The sequence below is a fragment of the Achromobacter spanius genome (assembly GCF_003994415.1).
Lineage (GTDB): Bacteria > Pseudomonadota > Gammaproteobacteria > Burkholderiales > Burkholderiaceae_B > Achromobacter > Achromobacter spanius_C.
In genome coordinates this window covers 117,252-132,757 of record NZ_CP034689.1, presented here as the reverse complement: position 1 = coordinate 132,757, position 15,506 = coordinate 117,252, and the positions used below count along the sequence as shown (strand labels likewise).

17 protein-coding genes are annotated in these 15,506 nt (G+C 64.9%); 12 read left to right on the top strand and 5 right to left on the bottom strand.

From position 1 onward, the window contains the following. Positions 1–192: 192 nt before the first annotated feature. The 6 genes from ELS24_RS00615 (at position 193) to ELS24_RS00590 (ending at position 6,269) form a co-directional block, all read left to right on the top strand. Positions 193–1,206, top strand: coding sequence for a substrate-binding domain-containing protein (locus tag ELS24_RS00615; RefSeq protein WP_050448870.1), 1,014 nt, complete (start codon positions 193–195; stop codon positions 1,204–1,206). Between the two features lie 59 nt (positions 1,207–1,265). Beyond that, a complete protein-coding gene (locus ELS24_RS00610; RefSeq protein WP_050448869.1) occupies positions 1,266–2,063 on the top strand; it encodes a phosphodiesterase in 798 nt (265 codons plus the stop codon). Positions 2,064–2,198: 135 nt separating this feature from the next. Then, positions 2,199–3,254: an ABC transporter ATP-binding protein gene (locus tag ELS24_RS00605; protein ID WP_050448868.1), complete on the top strand. Its 1,056-nt coding sequence runs from the start codon at positions 2,199–2,201 to the stop codon at positions 3,252–3,254. A 33-nt stretch (positions 3,255–3,287) separates the two neighbouring features. Beyond that, on the top strand, positions 3,288–4,583 hold the full coding sequence (locus ELS24_RS00600; protein ID WP_050448867.1) for an ABC transporter substrate-binding protein: 1,296 nt from the start codon (positions 3,288–3,290) through the stop codon (positions 4,581–4,583). A gap of 13 nt (positions 4,584–4,596) precedes the next feature. Continuing rightward, on the top strand, positions 4,597–5,472 hold the full coding sequence (locus tag ELS24_RS00595) for a carbohydrate ABC transporter permease (RefSeq protein WP_050448866.1): 876 nt from the start codon (positions 4,597–4,599) through the stop codon (positions 5,470–5,472). After that, positions 5,469–6,269, top strand: a complete 801-nt coding sequence (locus ELS24_RS00590; RefSeq protein WP_050448865.1) for a carbohydrate ABC transporter permease — start codon at positions 5,469–5,471, stop codon at positions 6,267–6,269. Before ELS24_RS00595 ends, ELS24_RS00590 begins: the two co-directional genes overlap by 4 nt. 93 nt (positions 6,270–6,362) lie before the next feature. Here the strand turns inward: ELS24_RS00590 and ELS24_RS00585 are convergent, their stop codons facing one another. Beyond that, the gene (locus tag ELS24_RS00585) at positions 6,363–6,680 is read right to left on the bottom strand and encodes a hypothetical protein (RefSeq protein WP_050448864.1); all 318 of its coding nucleotides are present in this window, start codon (positions 6,678–6,680) and stop codon (positions 6,363–6,365) included. A 79-nt stretch (positions 6,681–6,759) separates the two neighbouring features. After that, the gene (locus ELS24_RS00580) at positions 6,760–7,101 is read right to left on the bottom strand and encodes a DUF1840 domain-containing protein (protein ID WP_050448863.1); all 342 of its coding nucleotides are present in this window, start codon (positions 7,099–7,101) and stop codon (positions 6,760–6,762) included. Between the two features lie 304 nt (positions 7,102–7,405). Here ELS24_RS00580 and argS point away from each other — a divergent pair, with 304 nt between their 5' ends. The 3 genes from argS (at position 7,406) to ELS24_RS00565 (ending at position 10,531) form a co-directional block, all read left to right on the top strand. Next, complete coding sequence (gene argS, locus ELS24_RS00575) at positions 7,406–9,091, top strand: arginine--tRNA ligase (RefSeq protein ID WP_127183107.1); 1,686 nt, start codon at positions 7,406–7,408, stop codon at positions 9,089–9,091. 9 nt (positions 9,092–9,100) lie between these two features. Beyond that, positions 9,101–9,817 (top strand): SPOR domain-containing protein, encoded by a 717-nt coding sequence (locus tag ELS24_RS00570; protein ID WP_127183106.1) that lies wholly within the window; start codon positions 9,101–9,103, stop codon positions 9,815–9,817. A gap of 81 nt (positions 9,818–9,898) precedes the next feature. After that, on the top strand, positions 9,899–10,531 hold the full coding sequence (locus ELS24_RS00565; RefSeq protein ID WP_050448860.1) for a thiol:disulfide interchange protein DsbA/DsbL: 633 nt from the start codon (positions 9,899–9,901) through the stop codon (positions 10,529–10,531). 114 nt (positions 10,532–10,645) lie between these two features. Here the strand turns inward: ELS24_RS00565 and metC are convergent, their stop codons facing one another. Continuing rightward, positions 10,646–11,839, bottom strand: coding sequence for a cystathionine beta-lyase (gene metC / locus ELS24_RS00560; protein WP_127183105.1), 1,194 nt, complete (start codon positions 11,837–11,839; stop codon positions 10,646–10,648). A 130-nt stretch (positions 11,840–11,969) separates the two neighbouring features. Then, positions 11,970–12,764 (bottom strand): nitroreductase, encoded by a 795-nt coding sequence (locus ELS24_RS00555; protein ID WP_127183104.1) that lies wholly within the window; start codon positions 12,762–12,764, stop codon positions 11,970–11,972. Between the two features lie 111 nt (positions 12,765–12,875). Here ELS24_RS00555 and ELS24_RS00550 point away from each other — a divergent pair, with 111 nt between their 5' ends. Continuing rightward, a complete protein-coding gene (locus ELS24_RS00550) occupies positions 12,876–13,502 on the top strand; it encodes a LysE family translocator (protein WP_127183103.1) in 627 nt (208 codons plus the stop codon). 81 nt (positions 13,503–13,583) lie between these two features. Here the strand turns inward: ELS24_RS00550 and ELS24_RS00545 are convergent, their stop codons facing one another. Next, positions 13,584–14,651, bottom strand: coding sequence for an MBL fold metallo-hydrolase (locus ELS24_RS00545; RefSeq protein ID WP_127183102.1), 1,068 nt, complete (start codon positions 14,649–14,651; stop codon positions 13,584–13,586). A gap of 73 nt (positions 14,652–14,724) precedes the next feature. Here ELS24_RS00545 and ELS24_RS00540 point away from each other — a divergent pair, with 73 nt between their 5' ends. Then, positions 14,725–15,105 carry a MerR family transcriptional regulator gene (locus ELS24_RS00540; protein WP_050448855.1) on the top strand — a complete coding sequence of 127 codons (381 nt, stop codon included), beginning with the start codon at positions 14,725–14,727 and terminating at the stop codon, positions 15,103–15,105. Positions 15,106–15,115: 10 nt separating this feature from the next. Further along, positions 15,116–15,448: a YnfA family protein gene (locus ELS24_RS00535; protein WP_083447503.1), complete on the top strand. Its 333-nt coding sequence runs from the start codon at positions 15,116–15,118 to the stop codon at positions 15,446–15,448. The last annotated feature ends 58 nt before the right edge of the window (positions 15,449–15,506 follow it).

The following is a 15,506-nucleotide window of genomic DNA, read 5'->3' as shown; positions in this document are numbered from 1 at the left end:
CAACCATTGTGCGCGTCGCGTCAATTGGGAAAAACACCGAAAACACCGTGTTTTCCCGGGTAAACCGACTACGCCGCGCCCTGGCTTTGTGTTGTTGCGTTCACGTCAGCATAGCGCAAACCCGTGCAACACAAAGGTCATATTTGTCTTGTAAGATGAAATCGTTTTCAGTAAATCGGCAGTAATTCAGATATGGCTACGCGCCCGTCGCCCCGCTTTTCCATTATTGAAGTGGCTCGCAAGGCAGGTGTTTCGCCGGCGACGGTTTCGCGCGCGTTCAACCAGCCCGAGATCGTGCATCCCGACACGCTGGCGCACATCCGCAACGTGGCCAAGCGCGCCGGTTTCAGGCCCAACCGCGTGGGCCGCAGCCTGCGGTCGGGCAGCACCCGCACCATAGGTTTGATTCTGCCCACCTTGTCCAATCCCGTCTTTGCCGAATGCTTCGAAGGCGCGGAACGGCGGGCGCGAGAATCCGGCTACAGCGTCATGCTGACCGCCACCGGCTATGACCCGGCCGTTGAATCGGCGGCAGTGCAAGGCTTGATGGACCATCAGGTGGATGGCTTGATTCTTACCGTTGCCGACGTGAACAAAAGCGCCACGCTGGACGATCTGGACAGCGCCGGCATGCCCTACGTGCTCGTCTATAACGAGTCGTCCACTCACCCGTTTGCCTCTGTCGACAATCGCGCCGCGGCCAGTGACATGGTTGCGCACCTGGCCGCACTGGGGCACCGCCGCATTGCGCTGGTGACCGGCCCCTTGACCGCGTCCGACCGTGCGCGCCGCCGGCTGATGGGCGCGCGCGCCTGCGCCAAGAAGCTGAACCTGGACACCGTGCAGCACATCGCCATGAGCTCGCATACCGGCAGCGACGCCGACGTGCTCAAGGCCGCGCTGCGAGGCAAGCAGGCGCCCACCGCGCTGTTCTGCTCGAACGACCTGTTGGCAACCGCCGTCATCGCCGACCTGGTGGCGTTGGGGCTGCGCGTGCCCAGCGATATTTCGGTCTGCGGCTTTGACGGCATGCGCTTTGGCGCCTTGCTGACCCCGCCGCTGACCACCGTGGCGCAACCCAGCGACGGCATCGGGCAGACAGCGTGCTCGAACCTGCTGGCGCAAATTCACGGCCAGCCGCCGCAATCGAACCGCCTGCCGCATTGCATCGTGGTCGGCGGCACCGCGGCTTCCGTGCGTCGTTGACCGGATTTCACTGACGACATTCCGCGGCTTTCATCCAAACCCCACACACCGCACGCATCATGCTCATCGCACAAATCACCGACCTGCACATGCGCACCCCGGGCGACAAGGCCTACGGCGTCATTGACCCCGCGGCGTTCCTCGCGCCGGCCATAGACGCGTTGAACGCGCTGACACCGCGCCCCGACTGCGTGCTGATCACGGGCGACTTGACCGACCTGGGCCGCCCGCATGAATACCAGGTACTGCGCGACCACCTGAGCGCGCTGGAGATTCCGTATTTTCTGCTGCCGGGCAACCATGACGATCGCGCGGAGCTACGCGCGGCATTTCCCGATCATGCTTACCTGCAAGGCGGCGGCCCGTTCATCCAATACGCGATCGAGACCTATCCGCTGCGCTTGCTGGCGCTGGACACCGTGGTGCCAATGAAAAGCCATGGCGAGCTTTGCCAGGACCGACTGGACTGGCTGGCGGCGCGTCTGGCTGAACAACCCGACCGCCCCACGCTGGTGGTGATGCACCATCCGCCTTTCCTGACCGGCATTGAACACATGGACGACATCGGCCTGTTGGCCGGCGCACCGGAACTGGAGCGCATCGTGTCGCGCTTTCCCAACGTCGAACGCGTGTTGTGCGGCCATTTGCACCGCACGATCTTCCAGCGCTTTGGCGGCACCATCGCCTCAACCTGCCCCGGCACCGCGCACCAGTTGGCGCTGGAGCTCGGGCCCCGTCCGACGCTGCAATACATCATGGAACCGCCGGGCTACCAGCTGCATTGGTGGCAGGGCAAGAATCTTGTCACGCACCACGCCGTTATCGGGGATTACCCCGGCCCGTATCCCTTTGCATGAGCGCTGCGCCGAATAGGCGTCGCGCAGTTTGAAGCCGTGGAACTTGCCACGAATCCGTCATGTTTGCGCTGCACAATGAAAAGGTTTTCATAACAGGCAACAATGCGGATCTAACAATTAGATCTTCGAGACAGCATGTCATCCATCGTTCTGGATAACCTCACCAAACAGTACGGCAACGCCGCCGCCATCCATGGCGTGAGCTTCACGGTGCCGGCAGGCAGCTTCACGGTACTGCTGGGCCCGTCGGGCTGCGGCAAGTCGACCACCTTGCGCATGATTGCCGGGCTGGATACGCCCACGTCGGGCACCATCCGCATCGGCGACCGCGACGTGACGCAACTGCCTCCCGCCAAGCGCCGCATTTCGATGGTGTTCCAGTCGTACGCGCTGTTCCCGCACTTGTCCGTGCGCGAGAACATCCTGTTCGGCTTGAAGGTGCGCAAGGAACCCGCGCGCGATTTCGACCGCCGCTTGCAGCGCGTGGCCGCGCTGCTGGGCCTGGCCCATCTGCTGGACCGCAAGCCGTCGCAATTATCGGGCGGCCAGCAACAGCGCGTGGCGTTGGGGCGCGCCGTGATTTCCGAAGCGCCGGTGTGCCTGATGGACGAGCCGCTGTCGAACCTGGACGCGCAACTGCGCCACGAGATGCGCCGCGAGATCCGCGCGTTGCAGCAGGACCTGGGCATCACCATGGTGTATGTCACGCACGACCAGACCGAGGCCATGAGCATGGCCGACCAGGTGGTGCTGTTGCGCGGCGGCCAGATCGAACAGCACGACACGCCTGACGGCCTGTATGCGCGCCCGGCCAGCGAATTCGCCGCCCGCTTCATCGGCACGCCGCCCATGAACCTGATCGCACTGACCAGCCTGCATGGTTCCACGGTCATCACCGGCACGCATGGCCCGGCCATTGCGAATGCACCGGCCGGCGCGGTCAAGCTGGGCGTGCGCCCCGAACACATCCGCATCGACGGCGCGGGCATGCCCGCCATCGTCGAAAGCGTCGAGTACTTCGGCGCGGACTCCATTGTGGTGTGCCGCGTTGGAGACACCAGTGGCGTCGCCGTGCGAGTTGGCGGCCACCTGCGCGCTCGCGCCGGCGAGGCCTTGGGCCTGTCCTGGCCGAACGAGCAACAGCATTTCTTTGCCGCCGATTCGGCGGTCATCAACACCGACGGGCGCTGAAAGACGCCCAATCCACAGGAAAGGAAACGCACCATGCGACGCATCGTACTGAAGACCCTGGCCGCCAGCCTGGCCGCCGCCTGCCTGTCCCTGCCGGCACAGGCGCAGAACAAACCCGTTGAAGTCGAGTTCTATTACCCGGTGGCCGTGGGCGGCCCCATCACCAAGATCGTCGACGACATGGTGGCGGAATTCCAGAAGGAAAACCCCGACATCAAGATCAAGCCCATCTACGCAGGCTCCTACCAGGATTCCATCGCCAAGGCGCTGACGGCGCTCAAGGGTGGCACGCCGCCGCAACTGGCTGTGCTGTTGTCGACCGACATGTTCACCCTGATCGACGAAGACGCCATCGTGCCGATCGATTCGCTGGCGAAGTCCGATGCCGACAAGAAGTGGCTGGGCAGCTTCTATGACGCCTTCATGCAGAACAGCCGCACGGGCGGCCACACCTGGGGTGTGCCGTTCCAGCGTTCGACCATCGTCATGTACTACAACAAGGACCTGTTCAAGGCCGCGGGCCTGGACCCCGAACGCGCGCCCGCCACCTGGGCCGAACTGGTTGAATACGGCAAGAAGCTGACCAAGCAGGACGCCTCGGGCAACACCACGCAATGGGGCATCGAGATTCCGTCAGGCGGCGCGTTCGCGTACTGGCTGTTCCAGGCGCTAACCACGCCCAACGGCGCCATCCTGATGAACGAGGCCGGCAACGAGGTCTACCTGGACAAGCCGGCGGTGGTGGAAGCCGCCCAGTTCTGGCGCGACCTGTCGGCCAAGCACAAGATCATGCCGACCGGCACGATCGACTGGGGCACCACGCCGAAGGACTTCCTGGAGAAGAAGGCGGCCATGGTCTGGACCACCACCGGCAACCTCACCAACATCCGCAAGAATGCCGACTTCCCGTTCGGCGTTGCGATGATGCCGAAGCAAAAGCGCGGCGGCAGCCCCACGGGCGGCGGCAACTTCTACATCTTCAAGAGCGGCACGCCGGCGCAGCAACAAGCCGCGCTGAAGTTCGCGCAATGGGCCACCACGCCGGAACGCGCGGCTGACTGGAGCATCGCCACGGGCTACGTCGCCGTGACGCCGGCCGCCTGGCAGACCGAGAAGATGAAGAAGTACGCACAGGAAGTGCCGGCCGCAACCGTCGCGCGTGACCAGTTGGAAGTCAGCGTGGCGGAATTCTCCACGCATGAAAACCAGCGCGTCACCAAGACCCTGAACGATGCGCTGCAAGCGGCGCTGATCGGGTCGAAGACGCCGCAGCAAGCCCTGACCGACGCCCAGCGCGAGGCCGATCGCGTGCTGCGTTCCTACAAGTAAGCCGACAAGCACGATGAGCCGCTCTTTACATGCGCTTTATGGCTGGCTGCTATTGCTGCCAGCCATCGTGCTGCTCGCCGCGTTCACGCACTACCCGGCCGTGGCGACGCTTTGGCACAGCTTTTTCTCCACCCCCAAGGGCGCGCGTCCGGCGCGGTTCGTGGGGCTGGAGAATTACGCCCTGATGCGTGACGATCCGGTGTTCTGGCAGTCGCTGTGGAACAACCTGTGGTTTGCGCTGGGCACGATCCCCACGTCCATCGGCATTGCGCTGATCATGGCGCTGTGGGTAAACCGCAATCTGAGCGGCCGCGGCTTTCTGCGCATGGCGTACTTCACGCCGACGGTGCTGCCGATGGTGGCGGTGGCCAACATCTGGCTGTTCTTCTACACGCCGCAATACGGCTTGATTGCGCAGGTAATGGGTTGGTTCGGTGCGCCCGGCCCCAACTGGCTGGGTAGCAGCGCAACCGCCTTGCCGGCGCTGATGCTGGTAACGGTGTGGAAGGAAGCCGGCTTTTTCATGATCTTCTACCTGGCCGCCTTGCAGACCGTGTCGCCGTCGCTGCGCGAGGCCGCCATGCTGGAAGGCGCCTCGCGCTGGCAGTATTTCCGCCGCATCCTGTGGCCGCTCTTGATGCCCACCACGCTGTTCGTGCTGATCAATGCCCTGATCAACGCCTTCCGTCTGGTGGACCATGTGGTGGTCATGACGCGCGGCGGGCCGGACAACGCCAGCACCTTGCTGCTGTACTACATCTACCAGGTGGGTTTCAGTTTCTGGGACACGGCTTACGCCGCCACGCTGACCGTCGTGTTGCTGGTGGTACTGGCGCTGACCGCGCTGATCAAGTTCCGCTGGCTGGACCGCAGGACGCACTATCAATGAAAGACAAGCTAGATACCCTGGGCGCCTGGGCGCTGGGCCTGTTGTGGATTCTGCCGCTTGCCTATGCCATGTGGGCGGCGTTCCACCCCCCGGCCTACGCAACCCGCTTCGAGCTGTTCGCGCCGCTGACGCTGGATAACTTCGCGCGCGCCTGGAATGCCGCGCCGTTTCCGCGCTACTTCCTGAACACCTTCATGCTGGTCACGATGGTGCTGGCGGCGCAACTGGTGCTGTCCACGCTGGCGGGCTACGCCTTCGCGCGCTTTGAATTCCGGGGCCGCGATTTCGTCTTCATGCTGGTGTTGCTGCAGCTGATGATCATGCCGGACGTGCTGCTGGTGGAGAACTACCGGTCGATGAGCCAACTGGGCATCCGCGACACGGTGTTCGCCATCGGGCTGCCGTACTTCGCCTCGGCGTTCGGCATCTTCCTGCTGCGCCAGACCTTCAAGACGGTGCCGCGCGAGCTTGAGGAAGCGGCGCGCATGGAAGGCGCCAACGCCATGCAGATTCTGTGGAAGGTATATGTGCCGCTGGCCAAGCCGATCTACGTGGCCTATGGGCTGGTGTCGGTCAGCCACCACTGGAACAATTTCCTGTGGCCGCTGATCATCACCAACTCGGTCGAATCCCGGCCGTTGACGGTGGGCTTGCAGGTGTTCTCGTCCACCGACCAGGGCATCGACTGGTCGGTCATCACCGCCGCAACCCTGATGTCGGCCGCGCCGCTGTTGATCGCCTTCCTGCTGTTCCAGCGGCAGTTCGTGCAATCGTTCATGCGGGCGGGGATCCGCTAGGATTTTGCCTGCTGCCGCAAGGCATGCAGACGCCGCCCAAAGCAAATCCCCGCCTTGCGAGCGGGGATTTTCACGTATGCCGCGCCTGGGCCGTCAGTAGCCGACGGTCAAACCCGGCAGGTCGACGGTGATGCGCGGGCGCTCCAGCGCCATGGCCAGATGCTCCGCGAACTCGCGGGCTTCCTTGGCGTCGGAGGACAGGGTGTCGTAGCCCAGCGCGTCGGCCACGCCCAGCACCTTGTCCAACAGCAGCACTTTGCCGCTGGGGCGCAACGGTTCGCAGCCCAGGGTTTCCCAGGCGCCGTCGAACCAGTCGCGCGCGTCGCTCTGGCGTTGCGGGGACGTTTCCACCGTGGCGGTCAGGTCCAGCGACCGGCGGGTGTCGAAAACAATGGTGATGTCGCAGCGCATAAAGGGGTTCCTTGAAAGGGCGTCAGGCGGCAAGGGTAGGCAAAAAACGCCGGGCAGATTGTCCGCCGGGCGACATTGCTTACCAACCGCGCGAAGCTTCCCAGGTAACTTCGACGCCCGCGGCTTGAGATTGCCGCATCATGTCCAGCAGCGGAAACGCGCGTTCCTTCAAGCCGACCATGCGCGCCATGGCCGAGCGGGGCGCCTTGTCTTCGTCGTCTTCGTCCTCGTCGGGACGCTCGGCGCTTTCAATGGCGTGCTCGATGCCGCTGATGGCGGGGCCCAGTTGCTCGACGGTGAAAACACCACGTTCGGGGATCTTGTCGCCGATGGGCTTTCCCGCCGCCTGCAGGATGGGGACGGCGTGGTCGGACACCATCAGAACTTCGGCCACGACCTTGGAGTGAAAGGTAATCAGCATGTTGCGGTCTCCCTCAATGAATACGTTACATACACTACCCCAACGCCAAAGCGATGCCAACTGGCGCTATGGCGCGGGCGCAGGGGCGGTTGCCGTCGGCGCGCCCTCGCAAACCTAGGCGATTGATTTTATTGAGAGTTCCGCCGTCCCCGCGAACGCTTGCCGGACAGTTTGCGCCCCCGAGGCCGCCGGTTGGACCGCCAAATCAACTATCATTCCGGATGATTCCCGTGACATCGCCGGCCCGGACACCGTCCGCTTGATCCCCGCCTTGGTCACTCACCCAGAACTTCTTCAGACGCCCATGCTCCCCGAGCAACAAAAACAGCTTATCTCCCTGATCCAGGCCGCCGTTGCGCAGAGCCTTCCCGACGCCCAGGCCAACGTGCTGCTCGAGCGCCCCAAGGTTGCCGCCCACGGCGACGTTGCCACCAACGTGGCCATGCAACTGGCCAAGCCGGCCCGCCGCAACCCGCGCGAATTGGCCCAAGCCATCGTGGACACGCTGCTGGCCAACCCCGAGGCCCGTGATCTGGTCGACAGCGCCGAAGTGGCCGGCCCCGGCTTCATCAACTTGCGCATCACCGCCGCCGCGCGCCAGGCCGTCATCGCCGCCGTGGCCGAGCAGGGCGCAAGCTTTGGCCGCGCCCCGCGCAGCGGCGAGAAGATCCTGGTTGAATTCGTGTCGGCCAACCCCACCGGCCCGCTGCACGTGGGCCACGCCCGCCAGGCCGCGCTGGGCGACGCGCTGTGCCGCCTGTACGACGCCATCGGCTGGGACGTCACCCGCGAGTTCTATTACAACGACGCCGGCAACCAGATCCACAACCTGGCCATCAGCGTGCAGGCGCGCGCCCGTGGCCTGACGACCGAATCCCCCGACTGGCCGGAAGACGGCTACAAGGGCGACTACATCGCCGACATCGCCCGCGACTTCCAGGCCGGCAAGACCATCCAGCCGTCCGACGGCGAGCCCGTCACCGCCACCGGCAACATCGACAACCTGGACGACATCCGCGTCTTCGCCGTGGCCTACCTGCGCCGCGAACAAGACCTGGACCTGCAGGCCTTCGGCCTGGCGTTCGACAACTACTACCTGGAAAGCTCGCTGTACACGTCGGGCCGCGTCGAAGCCACCGTCAAGGCGCTGGTCGCCGGCGGCCATACCTATGAAGAGGGCGGCGCGCTGTGGCTGCGCACCACCGAACTGGGCACCGGCGACGACAAAGACCGCGTCATGCGCAAGAGCGAAGGCGGCTACACCTACTTCGTGCCGGACGTGGCCTACCACAAGGCCAAATGGGAACGCGGCTTTCACCGCGCCGTGAACATCCAGGGCAGCGACCACCACGGAACCGTGGCCCGCGTGCGCGCCGGCCTGCAGGCGCTGGGTGAGGGCATTCCGAAAGACTACCCATCGTACGTGCTGCACAAGATGGTCAAGGTGATGCGCGGCGGCGAAGAGGTCAAGATCTCCAAGCGCGCCGGCAGCTACGTCACCATGCGCGACCTGATCGACTGGGTGGGCCGCGACGCCGTGCGCTACTTCCTGATCCAGCGCCGCGCCGACACCGAATTCGTGTTCGACGTGGACCTGGCCTTGTCGAAAAGCGACGAGAACCCGGTCTATTACATCCAGTACGCCCACGCGCGCATCTGCACGATGATCAACAACGCCGGCATGCCCGCCGCCGACGTGGCCGCCGCCGATACGTCCTTGCTGACCGCGCCGTCCGAATTCGCGCTGATGCAGCGCCTGGCCGAATTCCCCAACGTGGTGGCGCTGGCCGCGCAAGACCTGTCGCCGCACCACATTGCTTTCTGGCTGCGCGATTGCGCGTCTGACTTCCACGCCTGGTACAGCGCCGAACGTGTGCTGGTGGACGACGTGGCCTTGAAGCTGGCCCGCCTGCGCCTGGCCGCCACCACGCGTCAGGTGCTGGCCAATGGCTTGACGCTGATGGGCGTGTCCGCGCCCGAGCGGATGTAACATCGGTTCATGGCAACCAAGCGCAAAACCACCCGCCGTTCCTCGGGCGAAAGCGGCAGCACCCTTTACGGGGCGCTCGCCGGTCTGCTCCTAGGCTTGATCGTGGCCGCCGTCGTGGCCTTTTACGTCACCAAGGCTCCCGTGCCCTTCGTGGACCGGGCCAGCCGCCAGGGCGACACGGGCAAGCTGCCCGACCCGCGCCAGGCGCCGGATCCGAACGCCGGCCTGTACGGACGCGACGGACCGGCAGGCGCGCCGCCCACCGGTCCCACCGCCACCGCGCCGGTGCCCCTGCCAGGCGCCGGCACCACGTCCAAGCCCGATGAGACGCCGTCCCGGCTGGATGACCTGGGTGCGCTGATCGCCACCTTGCCGTCCACCAACAAGCCGCAGGCCGCCGCGTCGGGTCAAACGCCGGCTCAAACGCAAAATCCAAGCCCGACACCGCTGTCCAAGCCCGCCCCAGCCCCAGCCGCCAAGGCCGCGCCGGCGGCAACGGGCACGTATTACTTGCAGGCAGGCGCGTTTCGCGGCGAAAGCGATGCTGAATCGTTAAGGGCGCGCATCATCCTGCTGGGCCTGCCGGTGGCGGTGCAAAAGGCGGAAGTCAACGGCAAACCGCTAAACCGGGTGCGGGTTGGCCCGTTTGCACGGCTGGACGACATGAACCGCGCACGCGGCCGCTTGGGCGAAAACAAGATTGAAACCGCCGTGGTGCGCCAGTAAGCCTATCCGACGCCATTTTTTGCATTGAACTTATCCGGCCCCGGGCCTGTCTGTAACTTTTTACTCAGGAACCTCTCATCCATGTTGTCCCCAAAGATCATTCGCATCATGGCCGCGGCCGCGCTGACCGCCTCGGCGTTCTTCAGCCCGGTAAGCCACGCGCAAGGCACGCAAGCCTATGTGGCAATCAATCCGCCGCTGCCGTCGGACACCCCGGGCAAAGTGGAAGTGCTGGAATTCTTCGCCTACACCTGCCCGCATTGCGCCGCCATGGAACCCATGGTTGAAGAGTGGGCCAAGACGGCCCCGTCGGACGTCGTGCTCAAGCAGATTCCCATTGCGTTCAACGCCGGCATGAAGCCGCTGCAACAGGTCTACTACACGTTCCAAGCGCTGGACCGCCCCGATCTGCACGCCAAGTTCTTCACCGCCATCCACGGTGAACACAAGCGCCTGTTCGACAAGAAGTCCATGGGCGACTGGGTTGCCACGCAAGGCGTGGACCGCGCCAAGTTCGATTCCGTCTTCGATTCGTTCAGCGTGCAGGCGCAGGTGCAACGCGCCACCCAACTGACCGAGGCCTACCGCATCGACGGCACGCCGTCGTTTGCCGTCGGTGGCAAGTTCATGACCTCGCCGGTCATGGCGGGCAACAGCTACGAAGGCGCCTTGAAGGAAGTCAACAAATTGATCCCGATGGCGCGCAACCAGTAATTCGGTTTGCGCAGGGATTGCAGAGCGCCCCGGCCGCATGGCCGGGGCGCTTTGCTTTTGGGAATGCGTTGAGACATTGCGCCGCCCCCTCAAACGCTGGCGGCGGCGTCAGCGTTATGCGCCGACCGCGGCGGCCTTCTCCAGCGCCTGGGTCAGGTCGGCGATGATGTCGTCCGGCGACTCCAGGCCGATGTGCAAACGCACCAGCGCGTTATCGCCTTCGCCCCAATAGCGATGCTTGGACAGGTCCTTGGGCGACACCAGTTGCACCAGGCTTTCGTAGCCGCCCCACGAAAAGCCGATGCCGAACAAGCTCAGCGCATCCACGAAAGCGCCCGCACCGGCGGGCGATAGACGCAGCTCGACGGACAGCATGCCGTTGGAGCCGGTGCAGTCGCGCTGCCACAGCGCATGGCCCGGATCTTCGGGCCACGCCGGGTGGAACAGGCGCACGGTTTCGGGACGGCTCTTGAAGAATTCGCACACCTGCATAGCATTGCGCGCGTGCTGCGCCATGCGGATCGGCATCGTGCGCACGCCGCGCAGCGCCAGCCAGGCGTCGTCGGCGCTGATGGAATACCCCATCGCGTATTGCGTGCGGTTCAGCTTCTTGGCGATGGCCTCGTCGTTCGTCACCACCGCACCCAGCATCAGGTCGGAGTGGCCGCCCACGTACTTCGTGCCGGCAATGACGGACACCTGCGCCCCCAGCGTCAGCGGGCGGTAGATATAGCCGGAGCCCCAGGTGTTGTCGGTGGCCAGCACCAGGCCGTGGCGGTTGGCAACGGCCGCCATCGCGCCCATGTCCAGCATTTCAAACAACAGCGAACCCGGTGATTCCACGTACAGCAGCTTGGTGTTGGGCTGCACCAAGGCGTCCAGGTTTTCATCGGCCGCGAAGTAGGTGATGCTGATGTTCATGCGCTTGAGCACCGCGTCGTCCAGCTCGCGCATCGGGCCGTAGACGCAATCAGAAATCAGCGCGTGGTCACCCGCCGAGCACAGCGCCATCATCACCATCGTCATCGCCGACAGGCCCGACGATGCCAGATAGCAGTGCGTGCCGCCTTCCAGGTGTGTGAAGACCTCTTCCAGCGCGGCGTGGGTATCCATGCCCATGCGGCCGTAAGTGGTGGCACGGTCGCCAGCGGCCTTGCTGCGCTGTGCCTGCTCCAACGCAGCCAGGTTCTGGAACCGCACGGTGCTGGCGCGCATGGGCGGCAGCGGCACGGGCGCCGTGCCGGTTTCGGGGTCGAACGGGGCGGTGCCCGCGTGCTGCAATACCGTATCGATGTGTTTGGAGGTCATCTTCAAGGGGGATGCTGGAGGAATGAACAGGGCCGGACGGGGCCAAACGAAGCCAGCCAAACGGCAAACATGGTGAACCATATCAGGCGTCGCGGCGTCTGTCCTCTGGGTGGATCGTCAGCCCTTGCTGCTAGCCAGAAATCCAGCTGACGATTTCCGGCAACTCGGCACGCCGCGTGCGGTAGCTGTTGGCCGGATGCGCCGTATCGGCGTAGCCGAAGGAAATGCCGCAGACCACGCGCCGGTCGGGGCCGATGCCAAGCACCTCGCGCAGCACTTCCGGATACATCGCGAGCGAAGCCTGCGCCACCGTGGCTACGCCATTGGCCTGGGCCGCCAGCAGGAAGTTGGCGACGTAGCCGCCGCAGTCCATCGCGCCGTATTCGCCCAGCGCCTCATCGGTGGTGATGATGGCCACGTGCGGCGCGTCGAACAACTGGAAATTGCGCATCTCTTGCCGGCGGTAAGCGTCGCGGTCACCGCGCGCCACGCCCACCGCGCCGTACAACTGGAAGCCCGATTCACGGCGGCGCGCCAGATATTCGTTGCGGTATTCGCGGGGGAAAGGGAAGTCAGGGGTGAAGCCGAGGCCAGCATCGGCGGCTTGCGCCCGCGCTTGCAGCGCCGCGCGCAGGCGCTCGGTGCCCGCGCCTTCGGTAATGGCCACCTGCCAGGGCTGGCAGTTGCACCAGGACGCCGTGCGCTGCGCCAGCGTCAGGATGCGTTCGATGACATTGCGCGGCACCGGCGCGGGCAGGAAAGCGCGGCAGCTATGGCGAGCAAGCAGCAGGGCTTGCAGCGCGACGTCGGGGTGCGCGTCGGGGTTCGTGTCGGGGTTCGCGTCGGCATGTGCATCAAGATGCGCGTCGGGACTCACGGCTTCATCCTCAGGGGCTTGCTGGCTTTGCGCGGCGTGTGTCGTCATGGCGTGTCTCTGTGTCCTTTGTGTCCCGTGCCGGGGGCTGAACGATGTGGTTTTGCCCTTATGATGCCATTCTCCGGCTGACCGGCGCCCACCCCCAACCAGGCCACACCCATGCTGCCCATCGACACCCTGACCGCATTTTTCGGCATTGCCGTCCTGCTCGCGCTGACGCCGGGGCCGGACAATGTGTTCGTGCTGATGCAATCGGCCATCTGGGGTCGCAAGGCGGGCATGCTGGTGGTGCTGGGGCTGTGCACCGGGCTGCTAGGTCACACGGCCGCCGTGGCGCTGGGGCTTGCCGCCGTGTTCGCCGCGTCGCCCATGGCGTTCACGGCGTTGAAGCTGGCGGGCGCGGCATACCTGACCTACCTTGCCTGGCAGATCCTGCGAGCGCCGGTGGAGTCCGATGCCGGCAAAGCGCCCGAACCGTTGAAACCCGGCGCGCTGTACCGGCGCGGCATCGTCATGAACCTGACCAACCCCAAGGTGCTGCTGTTCTTCTTTGCCTTTCTGCCGCAATTCACCACGCCGGCGCTGGGTCCGGTGGGCTTGCAGGTCATGCAGTTGGGCGCCGTGTTCATCGTGTCGACGCTGTTGGTGTTCGGCGCCATCGCCTTCTTTTCCGGCGCCTTTGGCGAACTGCTGCAACGCTCGGTGACGGCAAAGCGCTGGCTCAACCGCATCGCCGCCCTGGTGTTCGTGGGCCTGGCCGTCAGGCTGGCTACCGCCACGCGCTGACGCTGACGGGTTCCGCCCGGAACCCGTCTTGCTTGCCGCGTATTGCCTGCCACATCTTACTTGCCGCGACTTGCTTGCCGCTCAGGCCGCCGTGAACCGCACGATGCCATCCGCGCCGGTCGCGCGCTTGAGCTTGCCTTCGAAATAAAGCGCATGCAGGTGTGCCAGCGCCTCGCCCATGGCGAAGGTCAGTTGGTGCAAGTCGAGCTTGCGCTTGAACAGCACGGGCACGATGTCGGACGTTGACTGTGGCTGCGCCGCGCACGCCTCCAGCACTTCGGCCAGGCGGTCCCGGTGGTGCTCGTGCTGCTGCGCGATGCGCTCGTGCAGGCCCTTGAACGGACGGCCGTGCGACGGCAGCACCAGCGTGTCGCGCGGCAGGCCAGCGTAGCCGTCCAGCGACCGCAGGTACAGGGGCAGGGGGTTGGCGTCGGGTTCGTAGTCGAACACGCTGACGTTGGTGGAGATGCGCGGCAAGACCATGTCGCCGGAGATCAGCACGTTCAGGTCGGGCGAAAACAGCGACGCATGCTCGGGCGCATGGCCATAGCCCACGATCACGCGCCAGTCATGGCCGCCAATGCGGACCTGATCGCCGTGCATGATGCGCGTGTAGCGCGCGGGTACGGCAGGCACCAGGTTCGGGAAGTAGTTGGCGCGCTGGCGGATCTGCTCTTGCGCGTCGGGGTCGGTCAAGCCATGGCGGGCGAAGTGCTCCACCGCCGACTGGCCACCGGGACCGGCGCCCGCATCGTTGCGGCGCGACGACCACAACGACGCCACCATGAAGTCCGTCATCGTCATCCACAACCGCGCGTTCCAGCGTTCGCACAGCCAATGGGCCAGGCCGATGTGGTCGGGGTGCATGTGCGTGACCAGCACACGCAGCACGGGCAGGCCTTCCAGCTCGTTCTTGAAAACGTCTTCCCACAGCGACTTCACTTCGTCGCGCGAGATGCCACAGTCAACGATGGTCCAGCCGTCCTGGCCGTCGATGTTGTCGCGCAGCAGCCAGAGGTTGATATGATCCAGCGCGAACGGCAGCGGCATCCGGATCCACTTGACGCCGTCGGCCACCACTTGGGCACGGCCGGCTTCGGGCTGAAGGTCTGCCCAGGGGTACTGCAGTTTCTGTTCGTTGGGGTTCATTGCCTCGCGCTCCACGCTTGACGTTCACGTCAAGTCATCATAATTTACGTTTACGTAAACTGCCACACGTCGCATGCCCTCGTCAACCTGGACCATCTCTGAACTCGCCCGCGAGTTCGACGTTACGCCCCGCACGATCCGCTTCTACGAAGACCAGGGAATCGTCAGCCCGGCGCGCGAGGGCCGCAACCGCATCTTCGGCCCGCGCGATCGCACGCGCTTGAAGCTGGCGCTGCGCGGCAAACGCCTGGGGTTGCAGCTGTCTGAAATCCTGACGCTGATCGATATGTACGACAGTCCGGGCGACACCGAGGTGCAATTGCGCCAGTACCTGAGCGTACTGGAACAGCATCGCGCCACGCTGGAGCAACAGCGCCGCGACATCGAAGACACGCTGCAGGAAATCGCCCAGCAAGAACGCGAGTGCCGCGCGCTGCTCGCGAAAAAACCGTAAAGGCCAACGCATGGCCATGCTGCAAACCCTGGCGCTGTTCGTCCTGACGGCGTTGGCCGAAATCATCGGCTGCTATCTGCCTTACCTATGGCTGCGCAAGGGCCATTCCATCTGGCTGCTGGCGCCCGCCGCGGCCAGCCTGGCCCTGTTCGCCTGGCTGTTGACGCTGCACCCCGCCGCGTCGGGACGGGTCTATGCCGCGTATGGCGGCGTGTACATCGGCATGGCGCTGATGTGGCTGTGGGCCGTTGACGGCGTGCGTCCCAGCCTGAGCGACTGGCTCGGCGTGGGCCTGTGCCTGGCCGGCATGCTGGTGATCATGTTCGGGCCGCGTGGCGGCTGAGGACGGCGGCTCGGTAAGGCGCCCCACGGCGCGGTGTTCCCCCCGGCGCGCAATATGC

Coding starts and splice junctions, on each gene's coding strand:
- ELS24_RS00585 (WP_050448864.1), bottom strand. CDS start 6,680: ATGCGCTGCGACATCACCATTGTTTTCGACACCCGCCGGTCGCTGGAC.
- ELS24_RS00615 (WP_050448870.1), top strand. CDS start 193: ATGGCTACGCGCCCGTCGCCCCGCTTTTCCATTATTGAAGTGGCTCGC.
- ELS24_RS00565 (WP_050448860.1), top strand. CDS start 9,899: ATGTTGTCCCCAAAGATCATTCGCATCATGGCCGCGGCCGCGCTGACC.
- ELS24_RS00580 (WP_050448863.1), bottom strand. CDS start 7,101: ATGCTGATTACCTTTCACTCCAAGGTCGTGGCCGAAGTTCTGATGGTG.
- argS (WP_127183107.1), top strand. CDS start 7,406: ATGCTCCCCGAGCAACAAAAACAGCTTATCTCCCTGATCCAGGCCGCC.
- ELS24_RS00610 (WP_050448869.1), top strand. CDS start 1,266: ATGCTCATCGCACAAATCACCGACCTGCACATGCGCACCCCGGGCGAC.
- ELS24_RS00600 (WP_050448867.1), top strand. CDS start 3,288: ATGCGACGCATCGTACTGAAGACCCTGGCCGCCAGCCTGGCCGCCGCC.
- ELS24_RS00540 (WP_050448855.1), top strand. CDS start 14,725: ATGCCCTCGTCAACCTGGACCATCTCTGAACTCGCCCGCGAGTTCGAC.
- ELS24_RS00545 (WP_127183102.1), bottom strand. CDS start 14,651: ATGAACCCCAACGAACAGAAACTGCAGTACCCCTGGGCAGACCTTCAG.
- ELS24_RS00605 (WP_050448868.1), top strand. CDS start 2,199: ATGTCATCCATCGTTCTGGATAACCTCACCAAACAGTACGGCAACGCC.
- ELS24_RS00595 (WP_050448866.1), top strand. CDS start 4,597: ATGAGCCGCTCTTTACATGCGCTTTATGGCTGGCTGCTATTGCTGCCA.
- metC (WP_127183105.1), bottom strand. CDS start 11,839: ATGACCTCCAAACACATCGATACGGTATTGCAGCACGCGGGCACCGCC.
- ELS24_RS00555 (WP_127183104.1), bottom strand. CDS start 12,764: ATGACGACACACGCCGCGCAAAGCCAGCAAGCCCCTGAGGATGAAGCC.
- ELS24_RS00550 (WP_127183103.1), top strand. CDS start 12,876: ATGCTGCCCATCGACACCCTGACCGCATTTTTCGGCATTGCCGTCCTG.
- ELS24_RS00535 (WP_083447503.1), top strand. CDS start 15,116: ATGGCCATGCTGCAAACCCTGGCGCTGTTCGTCCTGACGGCGTTGGCC.
- ELS24_RS00570 (WP_127183106.1), top strand. CDS start 9,101: ATGGCAACCAAGCGCAAAACCACCCGCCGTTCCTCGGGCGAAAGCGGC.
- ELS24_RS00590 (WP_050448865.1), top strand. CDS start 5,469: ATGAAAGACAAGCTAGATACCCTGGGCGCCTGGGCGCTGGGCCTGTTG.